The sequence below is a fragment of the Luteitalea pratensis genome (assembly GCF_001618865.1).
In the GTDB taxonomy this organism is placed as follows: domain Bacteria; phylum Acidobacteriota; class Vicinamibacteria; order Vicinamibacterales; family Vicinamibacteraceae; genus Luteitalea; species Luteitalea pratensis.
This window is the reverse complement of sequence record NZ_CP015136.1, coordinates 3899704-3916627: the sequence shown is the minus strand read 5'-3', so window position 1 is coordinate 3916627 and position 16924 is coordinate 3899704. Positions and strand designations below refer to the sequence as shown.

The 16924-nt window shown below is 67.8% G+C and carries 12 protein-coding genes; 3 read left to right on the top strand and 9 right to left on the bottom strand.

Annotation, left to right across the window (positions count from 1 at the left end):
* Positions 1 to 2 precede the first annotated feature (2 nt).
* On the top strand, positions 3 to 1409 hold the full coding sequence (locus tag LuPra_RS16005) for a DHH family phosphoesterase (protein ID WP_157899260.1): 1407 nt from the start codon (positions 3 to 5) through the stop codon (positions 1407 to 1409).
* A gap of 103 nt (positions 1410 to 1512) precedes the next feature.
* Here the strand turns inward: LuPra_RS16005 and LuPra_RS16000 are convergent, their stop codons facing one another.
* From LuPra_RS16000 to LuPra_RS15990, 3 genes are all read right to left on the bottom strand, one after another.
* Positions 1513 to 2688 (bottom strand): trans-sulfuration enzyme family protein, encoded by a 1176-nt coding sequence (locus tag LuPra_RS16000; RefSeq protein WP_110171667.1) that lies wholly within the window; start codon positions 2686 to 2688, stop codon positions 1513 to 1515.
* Between the two features lie 116 nt (positions 2689 to 2804).
* Positions 2805 to 4196, bottom strand: coding sequence for a patatin-like phospholipase family protein (locus LuPra_RS15995; protein ID WP_110171666.1), 1392 nt, complete (start codon positions 4194 to 4196; stop codon positions 2805 to 2807).
* A gap of 64 nt (positions 4197 to 4260) precedes the next feature.
* Positions 4261 to 4728 (bottom strand): GreA/GreB family elongation factor, encoded by a 468-nt coding sequence (locus LuPra_RS15990; RefSeq protein ID WP_234800414.1) that lies wholly within the window; start codon positions 4726 to 4728, stop codon positions 4261 to 4263.
* A gap of 129 nt (positions 4729 to 4857) precedes the next feature.
* On the opposite strand from LuPra_RS15990, the gene LuPra_RS15985 reads away from it, so the two are divergent.
* Both LuPra_RS15985 and LuPra_RS15980 read left to right on the top strand, forming a co-directional pair.
* On the top strand, positions 4858 to 5685 hold the full coding sequence (locus tag LuPra_RS15985; protein ID WP_110171664.1) for a TrmH family RNA methyltransferase: 828 nt from the start codon (positions 4858 to 4860) through the stop codon (positions 5683 to 5685).
* Between the two features lie 79 nt (positions 5686 to 5764).
* Positions 5765 to 7054, top strand: coding sequence for a replication-associated recombination protein A (locus tag LuPra_RS15980; RefSeq protein ID WP_110174722.1), 1290 nt, complete (start codon positions 5765 to 5767; stop codon positions 7052 to 7054).
* A gap of 44 nt (positions 7055 to 7098) precedes the next feature.
* On the opposite strand, the gene mutL is transcribed toward LuPra_RS15980, so the two are convergent.
* The 6 genes from mutL to recO form a co-directional block, all read right to left on the bottom strand.
* Positions 7099 to 8967: a DNA mismatch repair endonuclease MutL gene (gene mutL, locus LuPra_RS15975; RefSeq protein WP_110171663.1), complete on the bottom strand. Its 1869-nt coding sequence runs from the start codon at positions 8965 to 8967 to the stop codon at positions 7099 to 7101.
* A gap of 1 nt (position 8968) precedes the next feature.
* Entirely contained in the window at positions 8969 to 9958 is a 990-nt protein-coding gene (locus LuPra_RS15970; protein ID WP_110171662.1) for a magnesium transporter CorA family protein, read from the bottom strand.
* A 169-nt stretch (positions 9959 to 10127) separates the two neighbouring features.
* Positions 10128 to 12992 carry a pyruvate, phosphate dikinase gene (ppdK, locus tag LuPra_RS15965; RefSeq protein WP_110171661.1) on the bottom strand — a complete coding sequence of 955 codons (2865 nt, stop codon included), beginning with the start codon at positions 12990 to 12992 and terminating at the stop codon, positions 10128 to 10130.
* Between the two features lie 40 nt (positions 12993 to 13032).
* The gene (gene glyS / locus LuPra_RS15960) at positions 13033 to 15264 is read right to left on the bottom strand and encodes a glycine--tRNA ligase subunit beta (RefSeq protein WP_110171660.1); all 2232 of its coding nucleotides are present in this window, start codon (positions 15262 to 15264) and stop codon (positions 13033 to 13035) included.
* A gap of 30 nt (positions 15265 to 15294) precedes the next feature.
* Positions 15295 to 16176: a glycine--tRNA ligase subunit alpha gene (locus LuPra_RS15955; protein WP_110171659.1), complete on the bottom strand. Its 882-nt coding sequence runs from the start codon at positions 16174 to 16176 to the stop codon at positions 15295 to 15297.
* Complete coding sequence (gene recO / locus LuPra_RS15950) at positions 16173 to 16913, bottom strand: DNA repair protein RecO (protein WP_110171658.1); 741 nt, start codon at positions 16911 to 16913, stop codon at positions 16173 to 16175. Before recO ends, LuPra_RS15955 begins: the two co-directional genes overlap by 4 nt.
* Positions 16914 to 16924: the final 11 nt, after the last annotated feature.

Here is a 16924-nt window from a genome sequence, read left to right as displayed (position 1 = left end):
TGATGCGCACCCTCCACGGGGTGCTGAGTCCAACCTTCGACGTCGAGTTCCTCGTCGAGAGCCGCCCTCTGGCCCGGAGGCTCATCGAGGAAGGGCTCAAGGTCACGGTCACCGATTGTTCCCGCTGTGACTCCTACGTCAAGGTCGACCTGACGCCGAGCACCTGCGTCATCATCGAGGACATCGGCAAGCGAAGTCTCAAGCGGTTGATCGGCGCGGTGCGCGACGCTGGCGGCACCCTGACCTATGTGGTGTCCACCGGCCCCAGCATCCGGCGCGCCGACGAGGCCAAGACCGCCTTCCCTGACATCTTCACCCTGACCCTGGCCGAGCTCCTCGCGCCGCAGCTGCACGCCGAACTCGAGCGCAGCGTCACTCGCGCTCGCGTCCTCCAGTACCAACGGTACTTCGCCGACGCCGATCGCGTCCTCATCCTGCTCCACAATGAGCCGGATCCCGACGCGATGGCCAGCGGTCTCGCGCTGCGCAACCTGCTGCGGCGCACGAAGACCACGGCCATCATCGGCGCAGTCCATGGCGTCAGCCGGCCGGAGAACGTCCGCATGGCTCACCTGCTCGACATCCAGGTCGAGAAGGTGTCGCCCGATCAGTTCGCGAGCTTCGACCGCGTCGCGACCGTGGACGTGCAACCGCACTACTTCGGCAGCCAGTTGCCGCATGTCGACCTGGTCGTCGACCACCACCCGGAGCAACCGGGCTACAGCGCCGTCTTCAAGGACATCCGCGCCGACTACGGCTCCACGAGCACGATCCTCACCGAGCATCTCCGCGCCGTGGACATGAACGTCTCCGAACGCGTGGCCACGGCCATGCTGTACGCGATCAAGTCGGACACGTTGTTCTTCGCCAGGCACACCAACCGCCAGGATCTGGATGCCTTCACGTACCTCTATCCACTGGCCGATGCCGCGCTGATCCGCAAGATGGAGGGCGCCGACATCACGCTCGAACGCCTCCAGACGGTGGTCCAGGGACTCGCCGACAGCGAACTGCGCGGCGACCTCTTCTTCGCGAGCCTCGGTGTCGTCCCGCGCGAAGACTTCATCACCTACACCGCGGACTTCTTCCTGCAGCTCGAGGAGACCAGGTGGACCTTCGTCACGGGCGTCGTCAATGACGCGCTGGTGCTGTCGGTGCGCAACCTTGGCTATTCGCGCAACGCTGGCGAATTCGTGCGCAAGTACTTCGGCGAGATCGGCAGCGCCGGCGGGCACCGCGCGATGGCCAAGGCGGTCGTGCCGCTGCAGGCGTTCGCCGAGAAGTTCGGCGCGCGCACGCCAGGCCAGATCAACGCCGCGATCGCCGTCATGGCCGAGCAGTTCGTGCACGATGGCAACGGCGCGAAGAAGGACGAGAAATCGACCGCGCTCGTCACCACCAGCACGTAATTGCAGAAGTTCAGAAGTTCAGAAGTTCAGAAGTTCACCCGCATCGCCAGCCCGTCGAAGCGCTGAGGTGGGGGTGCAATTGTGAAGCCGTGAAATTCTGAAATCAGCCCAACGCCTGGTCGACGTCCGCGATCAAGTCCTCGAGCGACTCGATCCCGACCGACAGCCGCACCATGCCGCGCGTGACCTGGGCGCTGGCGAGCTGATCGTCGGTCCAGCCATATTGCGATGTCAGCACCGGCAGGCTGCACAGACTCTCGACACCGCCCAGGCTGGTGGCGCGCTTGAACACGGCGATGCGATCGAAGAAGCGCGCCGCGGCGTCGAAGCCACCCGGCAGATCCAACGTCACCATGCCGCCGAACCCGCGCATCTGGGCCGCCGCGATGGCGTGATCGGGGTGGCTGGCCAGGCCCGGATACAGCACCGCGCTCATGCGCCGGTCGCCCTCGAAGGCGCGCGCCAATCCCAGCGCGTTGGCGTTGTGGCGCTCCATGCGCACCTCCAGCGTCTTCAGCCCGCGCGCCACGAGACCGGCTGCGGCCGGGTCCAGCAGGGCGCCAATCAGCTTGCGGGCCGGGATGAGCCGCTCGACGAGCTCGCGCGATCCCATGATCGCTCCCGCGGTGACGTCGCTGTGCCCGTTGAGGTACTTGGTGACGCTGTGCATGACCAGGTCGACGCCGAGCGGCAGTGGACGCTGGTTGAAGGGCGTCGCGAAGGTGTTGTCCATCACCGAGAGGACACCGGCGGTACGGCACGCCCCGGCCACGCGGGCGATGTCCAGGCACCGCAGCGTCGGATTGATCGGCGACTCGAACCACACCACCTTCGTCGCCGGTCCGATGACGAACGTCGGATCGCGCAGTTGATCGAGTTCGACGAAGCGGGTCGTCACCCCGAACCGCGCGAGGAACGACTGCAGCAGGTGCAACGTGCCGCCGTAGATCGCGGCACTGCACACCACCTCGTCGCCTGCCGACAGCAGGCTCAGCATCGTGCTCGCGATGGCGCCCATCCCCGAGGCGAACACCATCGCGGCCTCGGCATCCTCGGCTTCGGCGAGCTTGGCTTCAAGCGCGTGCAGCGACGGGTTGTCGTAGCGCGAGTAGAAGTAGCTGTCCGAGCCGCCCTCGATATAGGCCTGCAGTTGCGCGGTCGAATCGAAGACGAACGTGGTGGTCTCGTAGATCGGCGTTGTGAGCGGCACGGCTCCGGGCTGGTGGCCCTCGGCCGTGTGGATCAGGCGCGTGGCCAGTCCCTTGCGTGTCGTGTTCATGGCTGCAGCAAATGTCAAAATTTCACAATTTCAGAAGTTCACGATCTCGACGAGCTCGAAGGTTGGTATCCGCACTGAAAGTCTGCAATTCTGAAATCCTGCAATTGACAATGTCCTCAGGTGAGCGGCAGGTCGTCCACGGCCGCCACGGCGACCGGCGCAGGCTGCTCGAGTCCTTCCGCGCTGCCGCCCACCACCGGCACGATGAACTGCGCATACGCATCGTCGTAGCCGCGGCGCAGGAGCTCGTCGAGCGCGGCATGACGGTCCGAGCGCGTGTCATGTACGCCGGCCAGGTCGAACGGACCGAGCGGGTTGTGCCTGGGCTGCACGTGGTAGACGTTCGTGAAGCGATCGAAGAAGGCCGTCGAGGCGTCGCGGACGCTGGCACTCTCGTGCCCGGCGATCGCCTGCCCGAGCCAGGCGCGCGGATCGGCGCGACGGGGTGCCAGGCCGTGCGGTCCCTGCAGCGGCGACGCCGCACTCACGAGGATGACCTGTTCGGCGCCGGCGGCTGAGACTTCCTCGAGCAACCGGACGAGGCCCTCGGGTCGATCGGCGAGCAGGTGCGTTTCGCCGTGCCAGGCGCCGTCGAGCGGGAACGTCATCGGATGCGGTTCGGCCGCGATCGGCACCGCCAGCGCCGCAGCGAGGCCATCCATTGCCAGATCGCGTCCGGCCCCGAGCAGATCGATCACCTCGCCCGCGCGCACGCCCTCGGCGTCTTCGATGAAGAAGCGCCGGCGCCAGGCGTCCTGGAGCGCGGCAAACACCAGGTCCCGTCGCGTGTCGAGGTCGTGGACGACGAACATCAGCTCGGCCGACCCGGGCTGGCCGAGCCCCTCGCCGATCATCTCGACGTAGCGTCGACTCAGCTCGCGACGATCGGTCGTGTGCGCGCCGCCGGCGGCCGGCCCGCTCCACAACGCCTGGGCGAAATGCGCGACGGCCTGGCGCGCGTCGAGCGGAGAGCCGAGCGCCACCCACCATGGCCGCCCAGCCACTCGCCGCCGCCCCTGACTGCGGGTGCGCAACACGTACTCGCCGGCGAGGAACAACGCGGCTCCGAGCATCGAGAGCACGGCGACGCGAGGAATCACTTGTGCGAACAGCGTGTGGTTGAAGGTCGCGGCGATGGTGCCGACGAAGAGGCGCGCGACGCGGCCATCACGATCCAGCCCGCTCAATTGCACGGCGTAGGCGAACGGATACAACAGGGCGGCGCCGACCTGCACGAGCACCGGGATCGAGAGGACGGCGAAGCAGGCGGCGAGCGCCCACGCCACCACACGCCACGGCAGCCGCCATCGGTACAGGTGGGAGGGTCGTGCGCCGCTCCAGGCGCCGGACGCCTGCCAGAGCCGCGTGCCGCCGTCGAGCGCGGCGAGCATCGCGCTGGCGACGCCCATGCCGCGGCCGCCGACGAGATCGACCTTGACGCCCGCCTCGGCGAGCGCCTTCATCACGCCGGCGTGATACGCCCCGGCCGAGCCCGTCCCCGTGAACACCAGGGCGGTGCGCAGCCGCGGTGCGTACGGCGTCCCGAGGGGCGCGCCCGGCGGCGTGGCGACGCTAGTCGTGGATGGTAACGAGCTTGATGAGCTCGAAGGATCGCTGGCCATTGGGCGTGGGCACCGTGACCTCGTCACCCACTTCCTTGCCGAGCAGCGCGCGGCCGATCGGCGAGGCGGTGGAGATCAGGCCCTTGGCGGCGTCGGCATCCTCGGGCATGACGAGCTGGTACGTGACCGGCTCGCCCTCTTCCCGAAGCGTCACCGTCGAACCGAACGCGACCTTCCCCTGCGGTATCTTGTCGAGGTTGATCAGCGAGATGTCGGCCATGCGCTTCTTGAGCATGCCGATGCGGGCCTGCAGGAACGTCTGCCGCTCCTTGGCGGCCTGGTACTCCGCGTTCTCGCGAAGATCGCCGAGTTCGCGCGCACGCTGGATCTCCTTGGGGAGCTCCGTCTTGAGCTCGCGATCCAGCGCAGAGATCTCGTCCTCGAACTTCCTGAGCAGCTGCGCTTTGACTTCTAGCACGTGCGTCGTTCCCGGCGATGGCACAGCGGGGTCTCGCACGCACCCCATGTGCCTGCGAACCCGCGTCAGTTGGGCCAACGACGCGGAAATCTTACCATATAGGGGTTTGCGCGGCCGCCGCCTGCCCTCATGACCGACACCACCATCACCAGCCGCCGCCATCCGCTCGTCGCACGATGTCGCGACGCCGCCGACGGCCACACCGACGACGTGCTCCTCGACGGGCCACACCTGGTGGCCGATGCCATCGACGCCGGTCTCGCGCTGCCTGTCATCGTCCTCGCCGAGGGCGCGGACACCCGTCCCGACATCGCCGCGATCGTGAGGCGTGCCGAGCAGCAAGGCCGGCTCGTCCAGCGGGTCACACCGGCGGTCTTCGACGCTGCCAGTCCTGCACGCACGCCGGCCGGCATCCTCGCCCTGGCGACGCTCGCCATGCGCGACGTGTCGCATTTCGCGATGACGTCACAGGCGCTCCTGACCGTGGCCGTCGGCATCCAGGATCCAGGAAACGTGGGAATGCTGATCCGCAGCAGCGAGGCGGCCGGTGCCACCGGCCTGGTCGCCACCGGTGGTACGGCCCATCCGTTCGGGTGGAAGGCGTTGCGCGGTGCGATGGGGAGTTCCCTGCGGCTGCCTGTCGCGCGCATCGCCGACGCGCGGGATGCCCTGCGTACACTCCACGCGCATGGGCTCCGCCTCGTCGCGCTCGCCGCCGACGGCGACGTCGACCTCTATCAGGCCGATCTCCACGGGCCGCTCGCCGTGTGCGCCGGAGCCGAAGGCGCCGGCCTGCCCGACGACGTGAGGGCCATGGCGGATCTGCAGATCCGCATTCCGATGCGGCCACCCGTCGAATCGCTCAACGTCGGCGTTGCCGCCAGCCTCGTGCTCTTCGAGGTCGCGCGGCAGCGACGCAATCGCGGGAGTCGGGAGTCGGGAGTGGCCAGTGAGTGAGCCGTCGCTGTTCGGCCCGCCGCCGCCCGACCCATCCGCCACGCCGAGGGTGAGCGGCCATGTGCCGCTCGCCGATCGCATGCGCCCGCGAACCATCGACGAGATCGTCGGCCAGGACCTCCTGCTCGCGCCCGGGCGGCCCTTGCGCGAGGCCATCGACCGGGATGTGCTGCAGTCCGTGATCCTCTGGGGTCCGCCCGGCACGGGCAAGACGACACTGGCGCGGGCGATCGCGCAGGCCACGGCGGCACGGTATGTCGCGTTCAGTGCCGTGTTGTCAGGCGTCAAGGACGTCAAGCAGGTGATGGTGGACGCCGCCGCCGCGCGCCAGCGCGACTGCGCCCGCACGGTCGTGTTCGTCGACGAGATCCATCGCTTCAACCGCGCGCAGCAGGATGCCTTCCTCCCGCACGTCGAGGCCGGCGACATCGTGCTGATCGGCGCCACGACCGAGAACCCCTCGTTCGAGGTGAACGCGGCGCTGCTCTCGCGATCCAAGGTGTTCGTGCTGCAGGTCCTCACGACGGACGCCGTCACCACCATTCTCGAACGTGCCCTGCTCGACGAGGCGCGCGGCCTCGGCACGCAGGCCGTCGAGGTCGAGGACGGTGTGCTGCAGGCAATCGCTGTACACGCCAATGGCGACGCGCGCACCGGACTCAACCTACTCGAGCTCGCCGTCAGCGTCGTCCCCGACAGCGAGCCGCGACGGCTCACACGTGAACACCTCGCACCCCTGGTCGCGCGCCGGACACTCCGGTACGACAAGAGCGGCGAGGAGCACTACAACCTCATCTCCGCGTTGCACAAGTCGCTGCGCAACAGCGACCCCGACGCTGCGGTGTATTGGCTGGCGCGCATGCTCGAGTCCGGAGAGGACCTGATGTACGTCGCGCGGCGGCTCGTGCGGTTCGCGTCCGAGGATATCGGCAACGCCGATCCGCAGGCGCTCGTCGTCGCGATGGCCGCGCAGCAGGCCGCGCATTTTCTCGGGATGCCGGAGGCCAACACGGCGCTGTCGCAATCGGCGGTGTACCTGGCGACCGCGCCCAAGAGCAACGCCGTCTACGCCGCGTACAACGAGGCCGCCGATGCGGCCAGGCGCGACGAAGCCGATCCAGTCCCCCTGCACCTGCGCAACGCGCCGACGCGGCTGATGAAGCAACTCGAGTACGGCAAGGGGTATGAGTACGCCCACGACGCGGCCGACGCGGTGACGGGCATGGACTGCCTGCCGCCGGCGCTGCAGGGCCGCCGATTCTACCGGCCGACCGATCGCGGGTTCGAGAAGGAGATCGCGCGGCGGCTGGAGGGTTGGCGGGAGATCAAGAAGAAGCGGCAGGAACGGGCGGACACCGACGAACGCTGAACGCAGAACGCCGAACGCAGAAGGCCAAAGGTCGACGGTCGAGATCAAATCCGTTGAAAGCTTTTCTCGATTTCCCGCCGCGTGATGCGCAACATCACGGGGCGACCGTGCGGGCACACGGTCGAATAGGCGGTGGCGTGCAGTTCGTCGAGGATGAACTGCATCTTCTCGAGCGGCAGCGGGTCGTTGGCCTTCACCGCCGCATGGCAGGCCATCGTCGCCGCGATGTGCTTCAGCACATCGTCTACCCTGCCGCCGCGATCGAAACCTTCGAGGTCCTGGCCGAGCGCACGCAGCGCCGGCTCCACGTCGCCCAGGTCGATGAGCGCGGGCATCGCCGTCACGCGCACCGACTTGCCGCCAAACGGTTCGACATCGAACCCGAGCCGTTCGAGGTCGCCGAGATGTGCCTCGATCCCAGCCAGTTGCGACGCATCGGCCTCGAACACCAGCGGCGTGAGCAACCGTTGGCTCTGGAGACGGCCCCTGGTCAGCCGCTCGTAGATTCGTTCGTAGAGCACGCGCTCGTGCGCCACGTGCTGGTCGACGATCGCGAGCCCGTCCTGGTCGACTGCGAGAATGTACGTGTGCCGGAACTGCCCGAGTGGCTTCATCGGCAGGATCGCATCGGTTGGCAGGGCCCGCTCTCCGTCTGGCGCGCCGAAGCCCATGGGCGAAGGCGGGAGCGGGCCATCTCCGCTGCGTCCGAGCGGGCCTTGGACCATGGAGACGTCTTCCCATGGAGCGGGAGTGTCTTCGCGGTGATGGCCGGCTGGGACAGCCGGCCCTACCATCGAAGCCCGACCTCCCTCAATGACGGGACGCCAGCTCTCCTGCTGGAACGACGGGTCGGGTCGCAGCACGCCCGGCAGCATCGGCATCGCGGGCAACGCAATCGGCGCGACGGGTGCCTGCAGCCGCAATTCCGGCGACGGACCGGCACCGAGCGCGTCGGTCAGCGCTCGACGCAACACTTCATGCACCAGGCCCTGCTCGAGGAACCGCACTTCCGCCTTCGTCGGGTGCACGTTCACGTCGACACGCTCCGGCGGCATGTCGATGAACAGGTGCACTTCAGGGCTGCGTTCCTTCACGGTAGCCACGGCGTAGGCGGCCTGAATCGCATGCGCGATCGTCTTGTCGCGAACGATGCGCCCATTGACGTAGATGTTCTGTGGCCCGCGGCGCGGACCCTGCTCGGCGAGTGGCGCGATGTACCCGTGAACGCGCATCCCGCCGCCCTCGCGGCGCACTTCGACAAGGTCGGGACGCGCCTGGTAGATCTGGTAGAAGCGCTCGGCGACGTCGCTGGCCGGTGGACAGTCGAGCAGTTTGCGTCCGCCGCTCGCCAGCTGGAAACCGACCATCGGCGCACCGAGCGCAAGCTGCGTCATGAGACGCGACACCTGCGCGGCCTCGGCCGAGTCCGCCTTCAGGAACTTCCGCCGCGCTGGCAGGTTGTAGAACAGGTCGCGGACCTCGATCGTCGTGCCTTCGGGCGCGCCGATGTCGTGCACGTCACGCGGCTCACCGCCATCGATGCGCAGTTCGATGCCGGTGAGCGAGCCACGCGCCCGGGTACGAAGCGTGAAATGCGACACCGAGGCAATGCTCGGGAGGGCTTCTCCACGGAAGCCGAGCGTCCGGATGCCATCGAGGTCGGACGCGACGCGGATCTTGCTGGTCGCGTGGCGATGCATCGCGAGCCGCGCATCGTCAGGCGCCATGCCCTCGCCGTCGTCCTCGACACGAATCAGCGCCCGGCCGCCCTGCTCGATGCTCACGGCAACCCGTCGGGCGCCGGCATCGAGCGCGTTCTCGACGAGTTCCTTGACGACCGAGGCCGGCCGTTCGACCACCTCGCCGGCCGCGATCTGGTTCGCGAGCGCGGACGGCAGGATTTGGATCTTCACGTCAGATCCAGCCCCGGCGTTTGAAGTACCAGACCATCGCGCCGGTCATCACCGCCATCATGATCACCACGTCCCAGAACTGCGCGCCGTCGCTGCCGGGCATCAACGGAATCTTCACGTTCATGCCGTACAGGCTCGTGAGCACGGTCAGCGGCATGAAGATCGTCGCGATCAGCGTCAGTACCTTCATCACCTCGTTCATCCGATTCGAGACGAAGGACAGATGCGCATCCAGCACGCCGGTGACGCGATCGTGGAAGGTGTTCGCCTCGTCGGCGAGGCGCACGAGGTGGTCGTGCACGTCGCGGAACTTGTAGCTGAGAGCCTCGTCGATGATCGCGAACTCGCGCCGGGCCAGCCGCGCAATCACGTCCCGCTGCGGCATCACGACGCGGCGCAGCGATCCGACGTCACGCTTGATGTGCAGGATCTGCCGCACCACTTCCTCGTTGCTGGCACTGAAGACCGCCTCTTCGACGGCGTCGAGGCGGTCCTCGAGGGCGCTCACCTCCGGGCCGTCACCGAGCACGAAGCCGTTGCGGGGACAGATGCCCTGCACCGATGCAATGGAGCGCGAGGCACCGTTGTGGACGGTGACCAGGTAGTTCGGGCCGATGAAGAAATCGATGTCGTGGGTCGTGAAGCCGCCCTGCTGGGTGGCGTTCCAGTCGATGCCGTGCAGGATCAGGTACAGGTACCCGTCGTAGGGTTCGACCTTGGGGTGATGCGAGGAGCCAACCGCGTCTTCGACCGAGAGCTCGTGGAACCGGAAGGTGTCCGACAGGATGTGCCGCGTCGCGGCGGGATCGACGTTGCCGAGATCGGCCCAGAAGATCATCCCCGAGTCGGGCGCCAGCCACGACGGGTCGATCGCGTCAGCACGGCGCGTCTGGCCGTGGGCGTGCACGAAGACCGTCAGCACATCATCGGACGACGGCGAACAGACGACGTCGACCGACGGAGTCGCGACCGCGGAGTCGGTGGAATGCACTGAACAGGAATACAGCAGGACGGGGCTTGCCTCAAGTCTCAGGACTCAAGTCTCAGGCAACCCTGAGACCTGAGACTTGACCTGAGGCTTGAGACTTGAGACCTGACGCATCAAGCATGAGGCATGACGACGCGGCCCGGGGGGATGCCCCAGGGCCGCGGCGCCCGGCCTACTTCTTCTTCGCGGCCAACGCCGCCTGGGCTGCTGCCAGCCGCGCGACAGGCACGCGGAAGGGCGAGCAACTGACGTAGTCGAGACCGATCGCATCACAGAACTTCACCGAGTCCGGCTCGCCGCCGTGCTCGCCGCAGATCCCCAGCTTGATGTCCTTGCGGGTCTGGCGGCCCTTCTCCACCGCGATGCGCATCAGGGCGCCGACGCCCGTCTGGTCGATGGTGGCAAAGGGGTTCTTCTTGACGATCTCGAGCTCCTCGTACGGCGGCAGAAACGAGCCCGAGTCGTCGCGCGACATGCCGAGCGTCGTCTGCGTGAGGTCGTTGGTGCCGAAGCTGAAGAACTCGGCCGTCTGGGCGATCTCGTCCGCCGTCAGCGCGCCACGCGGCACCTCGATCATTGTCCCGACGCTGTAGTTGATGGTCGTCTTGCGCTCGGCCTGCACCTTGCGCGCGACTTCGTGGACCACTTCCACCTGCAGGTCGAGTTCCTTCTTAAAGCCGACGAGGGGAATCATGATCTCCGGCTTCGCCTTGTAGCCCTTCTTGTTGGCGTCGGCGGCCGCTTCGAATACGGCGCGTGCCTGCATCGCCGTGATCTCGGGGTAGCGGATGCCGAGGCGGCAGCCACGGAAGCCGAGCATCGGGTTGAACTCGTGCAGGTCGTGGACCCGCTGCTGGATCTTCTCGACCGGGATGCCGAGCTTCTTTGCCAGGTCCTTCTGCTGGTCGCCGCTATTGGGCAGGAACTCGTGCAGCGGCGGATCGAGGAAGCGAATCGTGGCCGGGTAGCCCTTCAGCTCCTTGAAGATGCCGAAGAAGTCCTCGCGCTGGTAGGGCAGCAACTTGGCCAGCGCCTCCTGGCGCGCCTCGAGTGACTCGGCGAGGATCATCTCGCGCATCGCGTCGATGCGATCACCCTCGAAGAACATGTGCTCGGTGCGCGTAAGGCCGATGCCGACGGCGCCGAACGCGAGTGCATTGCGCACCTGTTCGGGCGTGTCGGCGTTGGTGCGCACGGTCATCCGCGTGCCCTCGGCGCACCACTTCATCAGCTGCACGAAGTTCTTGAACGTGCGGCCCTTCTTGGCCTCGGCGTCGTTCTCGACCAGGCCCTGGATCACTTCGGACGCGCCGGTCTCGATGCGGCCCGCATACACCTCACCGGCCGTGCCGTCGATCGACAGCCAGTCGCCCTCGTTGTAGACCGTGCCATCGACCGTCAGCGTGCGCTTGTTGTAGTCCACATGCAGCGCCGCGGCACCGCACACGCAGACCTTGCCCATCTGCCGGGCCACCAACGCCGCGTGCGAGGACACGCCGCCACGCGCCGTGAGGATGCCCTCGGCCGCGATCATGCCGCGCAGGTCCTCGGGGGACGTCTCGACGCGGACAAGCAGCACCTTCTTGTCCTTCGCCGCCGCTTCCACGGCGCGATCGGCGTTGAAGTAGATCTCGCCGGAGGCCGCTCCCGGACCCGCCGGCAGCCCCCTGGCGATGACGTTGGCCTTCTTGACCGCGACGCGATCGAAGATCGGCGCCAGCACCTGATCGAGCTGGTCGGCCGGCACGCGCATGACAGCGGTCTTCCAGTCGATGAGGCCTTCCTTGACCATCTCGGTCGCGATGCGCACCGCGGCCACGCCCGTGCGCTTGCCGTTGCGCGTCTGGAGCATGTACACGGTGCCGTCCTGGATGGTGAACTCGAAGTCCTGCATGTCCTTGAAGTGCGTTTCGAGCACCTTTCGGATGCGGTCGAGTTCCTTGTAGGCCTTCGGCATCTGCTTGGCGAGTTCGGCCACGGCCTCCGGGGTGCGCACGCCGGCGACCACGTCCTCACCCTGCGCGTTCAGCAGGAACTCGCCGTAGAACACCTTCTCGCCGGTCGCCGGATCACGCGTGAACGCCACGCCCGACCCCGACTCGTCACCGGTGTTGCCAAACACCATCGCCTGCACGTTGACGGCGGTACCCCACTCGGCCGGGATGTTGTACTTGCGGCGGTAGACAATCGCGCGGTCGTTCATCCACGACCCGAACACGGCGCTGACCGCGCCCTCGAGCTGCTGCCACGGATCGGACGGGAACGCCTTGCCCGTACGCTCCTTCACCAGCGCCTTGAAGCGATCGATGATCGTCTTGAGGTCGTCGGCCGTGAGCTTGTTGTCCTCGAGATGGCCGTTGCCGTAGGTCTCGTCCTTGTAGGTCTCGAGCACCGTTTCGAACGGCTCGTGATCCTCGCCGGCGCGCTTCTGCACGCCGAGTACCACGTCACCGTACATCTGGATGAAGCGACGGTAGCAGTCCCACGCGAAGCGCGGGTTCTGGGTGGCGCGTTCGAGCGCGATCACCGTCTCGTCGTTCAGGCCCAGGTTCAGGATCGTGTCCATCATGCCCGGCATCGAGTCGCGTGCACCCGAGCGCACCGCGACCAGCAGCGGAAACCTCGTGGCGTCGCCGAACGTGACGCCCATGATCTTCTCGATCTTGCCGATGCCCGCCGCAATCTGCGCCTGCAGCGCCGCCGGGTAGGTGCGCTTGTTGTCGTAGTAGTACGTGCAGACCTCGGTCGAGATCGTGAAGCCGGCCGGCACGGGCAACCCGATGCGGCCCATCTCGGCGAGGTTGGCACCCTTGCCGCCGAGCAGCGGCTTCATGGTGCCGTTGCCGTCGGCCTTGCCAGCGCCCCAGCTGTAGACGTACTTGGCCGCCTTCGCGGTGGTCGTGGCGCGTGCGGCGCTCTTGCGCAGCGGCGCCGTGGCCTTGCGCGGGGCCGCCTTGCGGGCGGGGGTCGACGGGCGGGCGGCGCGACGCGCGGGCGTCGCAGAACGCTTGGGGGCGCGTGCAGCTTTCTTGGCCATGAACGGAATGACTCCTATTGAACGTTGATGATGGCGGGACTCAGGCCTGTGGCCCCGCAATGGCAGACAGATCGGCGATGCCGCGCACCGTATCGCGCAGGGCAGCCAGCAGCGACAGGCGGGCCTGGCGCAGGGCAGCATCGTCGACCATGACGAAAACTTCGGTGAAGAACCGGTCCACGGCGGGCCGCAACGCGGCGACCTCGAGCAGGGCGCGGCTGTAGTCGGCCTGGCCCACGGCCGCCGTGATGGCCGTCCGGCGCGCCTCGAGCGCGTCGGCCAGCGCCAGTTCGGCAGGCTCCGCGAGTGCGGCGCGAATCGCTGCGAGATCCAGCGTGGCGGGATCCCCGGCGGGCACATCCTTGACGATGTTGGTGGCGCGCTTGAAGAGGACGGCCAGGGGCTCGAAGTCGCCCGACGGCCGCACCGCGCGCAACGCGTCGAGCCGCTGCCGCACCGAGAGCGGCGCGAGCCCGGCAAGGCCCTGACCATCTGGCAGCACCGCCGCGATTTCATCAGGGCGGTAGCCGCGCCTCTCGCAGAGGAACTTCAGCCGCTCGACGACGAAGGCACCGAGCGACTGGGTCTTGCCCGCCACGTCGGTCACCAGGCCCTGGGCTTCGTAGGCGCGACGAGCCTCGGCGACGATCCCCTCGAGCGCCACCTGCCGGCTGACGCCGCCGACATCGGGCAGGTCCACCAGCACCTTGACCAGCCCCTGGGCAGCGCGACGCAACGCGAACGGGTCGCGCGTGCCGGTCGGCTGCTCACCGGCGGCAAACAGGCCCACCAGCGTGTCGACGCGATCGGCGATGGCCACCGCGGCCCACGGGAGCGCGGCATCACCGAGTTGCGCCGCGGTCGGCGACTGCTGCGCCTCCACGCCCACCGGCTGGTACTGGTAATAGATGGATTTCCAGACACCCTCGCTGGAACCATCCTCGCGTGCGTAGATGCCACCCATCATGCCCTGGAGCTCGGTGAACTCCCGGACCATGTCGGTGGTCAGGTCGGCCTTGGCCAGGCGTCCCGCAGTGCCAGCGTCGTCGGCCTGCGCCGGCGTCCCACCAAAGGCCTCGGTGACGATCCAGCGCGCCAGCCGTTCGAGACGCGCCGCCTTGGCGGCGTAACTGCCGAGGGCCTTGTGCAACAGCACCGTGTCGAGGCGTGCGAGCTTGGCCGCGAGCGGCGTGCGCCGATCGGCATCCCAGAAGAAGCGCGCATCGCGCAGGCGCGCGGTGAGCACGCGTTCGGCGTTGATCGCGATCTTCTGCGGTTGCTCCACCTCGATGTTGGTCACGGCGAGGAAGGCCGGGAGGAGCTTCTGCTGCTCGTCCAGCACTGGGAAATAGTGCTGGTGGTGAATCATCGTCGTCGTGAGCACCTCGTCGGGCAGGGTGAGGAATTCCGGCGGGAACACGCCTGCGACAACCGACGGGTACTCGACGAGATCGGCGACCTCGTGCAGCAACGCCGGCTGCGAGGCCACGCGACCGCCCAGGCGACGCGCGTGCGCATCGAGTTCGCGCACGAGCCGGTCGTGCCGCTCCGAGTGCTCGAGGAGGATGAAGTGCTCGCCGAGGCGTTGCTTGTAGTCGCTGACGCTGCGGACCTTCACCGACCGGCCAGGCCGCCCGCTCATCGCCAGGAAGCGATGCCCGTAGGTGAGGGCGCCGGAGCGCACGTCCTGCACCAGGCTGGATTGCGCGCCTGAGCTGCGGCGGATGACGAATGGCACCACCCGTCCGCCGAACAGGAACAGCATCCAGCGAATCGGCCGGCCGAACGTGAATTCGCCCTTGCCGTCGTCGATCCAGGCGTCCCACCGCATCTGCTTCGGGAATGGCAGGTCGCGCAGCGTCGCGCCGAGCACGTCAGGGAGGATGTCCACCGCCGCACGCCCGCGCTCACGCTTGACGACGGAGAGGTACTCCCCCTTCGGCGTCGTCACGCGGGTCAGATCGGTGACCTCGACACCATACTTGCGCGCGAAACCGACGGCCGCGGGTGTCGGGGTGCCGTCGGGCCCGAAGGCCGCCGAGACGGCCGGCCCGCTGACGTTCTCCTCGAGGTCCGACTGTCGCTCGGCGACGCGCGTGACGTGCGCCGTGAGGCGGCGCGGAGTGGCGCTGCTCTCGACGGGGCCGTCGGTGGTGAGGCGGAAATCCTTCAGCCGCTGCCCGAGGCGCTGCGCCAGCTGCTCGGTCAGCGCCGGCAACCACGACGCGGGAAGTTCCTCGCAGCCGATCTCGAGCAGAAGTTCGCGATCCATCCGGTGGTCGAATCCTCTCCCTGGCAGGGCCTAGGCGCTGGCGACCGGCGCGTCGGCATCGACGCCGGCATACGCCCGGGCAATCGCCACGGCCAGCTGGCGGACGCGCAGGATGTACGCCGTCCGCTCGGTGACCCCGATGCCACCGCTGGCATCGAGGGTGTTGAACAGGTGCGAGCACTTCAGGCAGTGCTCGAGGGCCGGCAGGACGAGGCCGTCGCCGACCAGGCCCTGTGCCATCGCGTAATGTTTGTCGAACAGGTCCCGGTTGAACGCGGCAAAGGCCTCTCCGCCCATCCCGACCTGCCCGAACGCATACCTGGACTGCTCCACTTCGTCGCGGTGCCGGACGTCGCCGTACTTCACGCCGGGCGCCCACTCCATGTCGTACACGTTGGTGACCTTCTGGAGCACCATCGCGATCCGCTCGAGGCCATACGTCAGCTCGGCGGCAATCGGCGACAGTTCGAGCCCGCCGGCCTGCTGGAAGTACGTGAACTGCGTGATCTCCATGCCGTCAAACAGCACCTGCCAGCCGATGCCCCAGGCGCCGAGCGTCGGCGACTCCCAGTTGTCTTCCTCGAACCGGATGTCGTGCGCGCGGGTGTCGATGCCGCACGCCTCGAGGCTCTGGAGGTACAGGTACTGCACTTCGTCGGGCGCCGGCTTGAGGATCACCTGGAACTGGTGATGCTTGTAGAGGCGCATCGGGTTCTCGCCGAAGCGGCCGTCGGCGGGACGGCGTGACGGCTGGACGTAGGCCACGTTCCAGTGCTGGGGCCCGAGCACCCGCAGGAAGGTCTCGGGATTCATCGTCCCGGCGCCGACTTCGAGGTCGAGGGGTTGCTGCAGCAGGCAGCCCTGCGCGGCCCAGTACTGCGAGAGCTTGAAGATGAGGTCCTGAAAGGTCACAGATTGATCTCTCGCAGCACACGAGCCGCCCGCGGCTCGCGATCGAGGTGCCATACGAGCAGCAGCCGATGGGCCGCCGCCACTTGCACGAGCGCCTCGCTCGATACGTTCACGTCGCCGAGCGCGGCCGGCGCCACCTGCGCCGCCTCGACCAGGAATTGCAGCGCGCTACCCGGCATCGCCACGCCCTGCCCGTGCGGCGCGCACTGACGACAGAGGAACCAGTGCCCACGGGGTTCGAGAACCGCCCCGCCCTGCAAGGCCTCGCCACACTGCGGACACGCGTGCACCGAGGGATACACCCCTTGCAGCCGCAGCAGCCAGTACTCGAAGTACCGTGCCAGCCGCTCGGCCCCGACGCCCGTCTGCAACGCATCCAGGACGGCCACGCCCAGCCGGAACAGCCGTTCCTGGGGGTCGTTCTCGGGTGCCCACTCGTCCAGCAACTCCGCGAAGTAGCTCGCGTAGGTGCAGGCCTCGCCGCCAGCCGTCAGCGGCGAGCCGAGCACGTCGGCATAGTCCAGTCGAACCAGGTCGCGCTGCTCGCGCTCCTGGTACGCCACCCGCACGTGGGTGAAGGGCTCCAGCGCGCCGCCGAACCGTTTGCGCGACCGTGCCCCGCCCCGCGCCACGCCGCGCTTCTTGCCGCGGTCGCGGGTGAGCAGCACGACCAGCCGGTCGGTCTCCCCCAGCCGGTACGTCCGCAGCACGAGCGCCTCGCCTGTGTGCAGCGGCATGCGGCCAGTCC

What these genes read in the sequence shown, in the direction of transcription:
- LuPra_RS16000 (WP_110171667.1), bottom strand. Translation starts at nt 2,688, where the DNA reads ATGAACACGACACGCAAGGGACTGGCCACGCGCCTGATCCACACGGCC.
- LuPra_RS15985 (WP_110171664.1), top strand. Translation starts at nt 4,858, where the DNA reads ATGACCGACACCACCATCACCAGCCGCCGCCATCCGCTCGTCGCACGA.
- LuPra_RS15980 (WP_110174722.1), top strand. Translation starts at nt 5,765, where the DNA reads ATGCGCCCGCGAACCATCGACGAGATCGTCGGCCAGGACCTCCTGCTC.
- glyS (WP_110171660.1), bottom strand. Translation starts at nt 15,264, where the DNA reads ATGGATCGCGAACTTCTGCTCGAGATCGGCTGCGAGGAACTTCCCGCG.
- LuPra_RS16005 (WP_157899260.1), top strand. Translation starts at nt 3, where the DNA reads ATGCGCACCCTCCACGGGGTGCTGAGTCCAACCTTCGACGTCGAGTTC.
- recO (WP_110171658.1), bottom strand. Translation starts at nt 16,913, where the DNA reads ATGCCGCTGCACACAGGCGAGGCGCTCGTGCTGCGGACGTACCGGCTG.
- ppdK (WP_110171661.1), bottom strand. Translation starts at nt 12,992, where the DNA reads ATGGCCAAGAAAGCTGCACGCGCCCCCAAGCGTTCTGCGACGCCCGCG.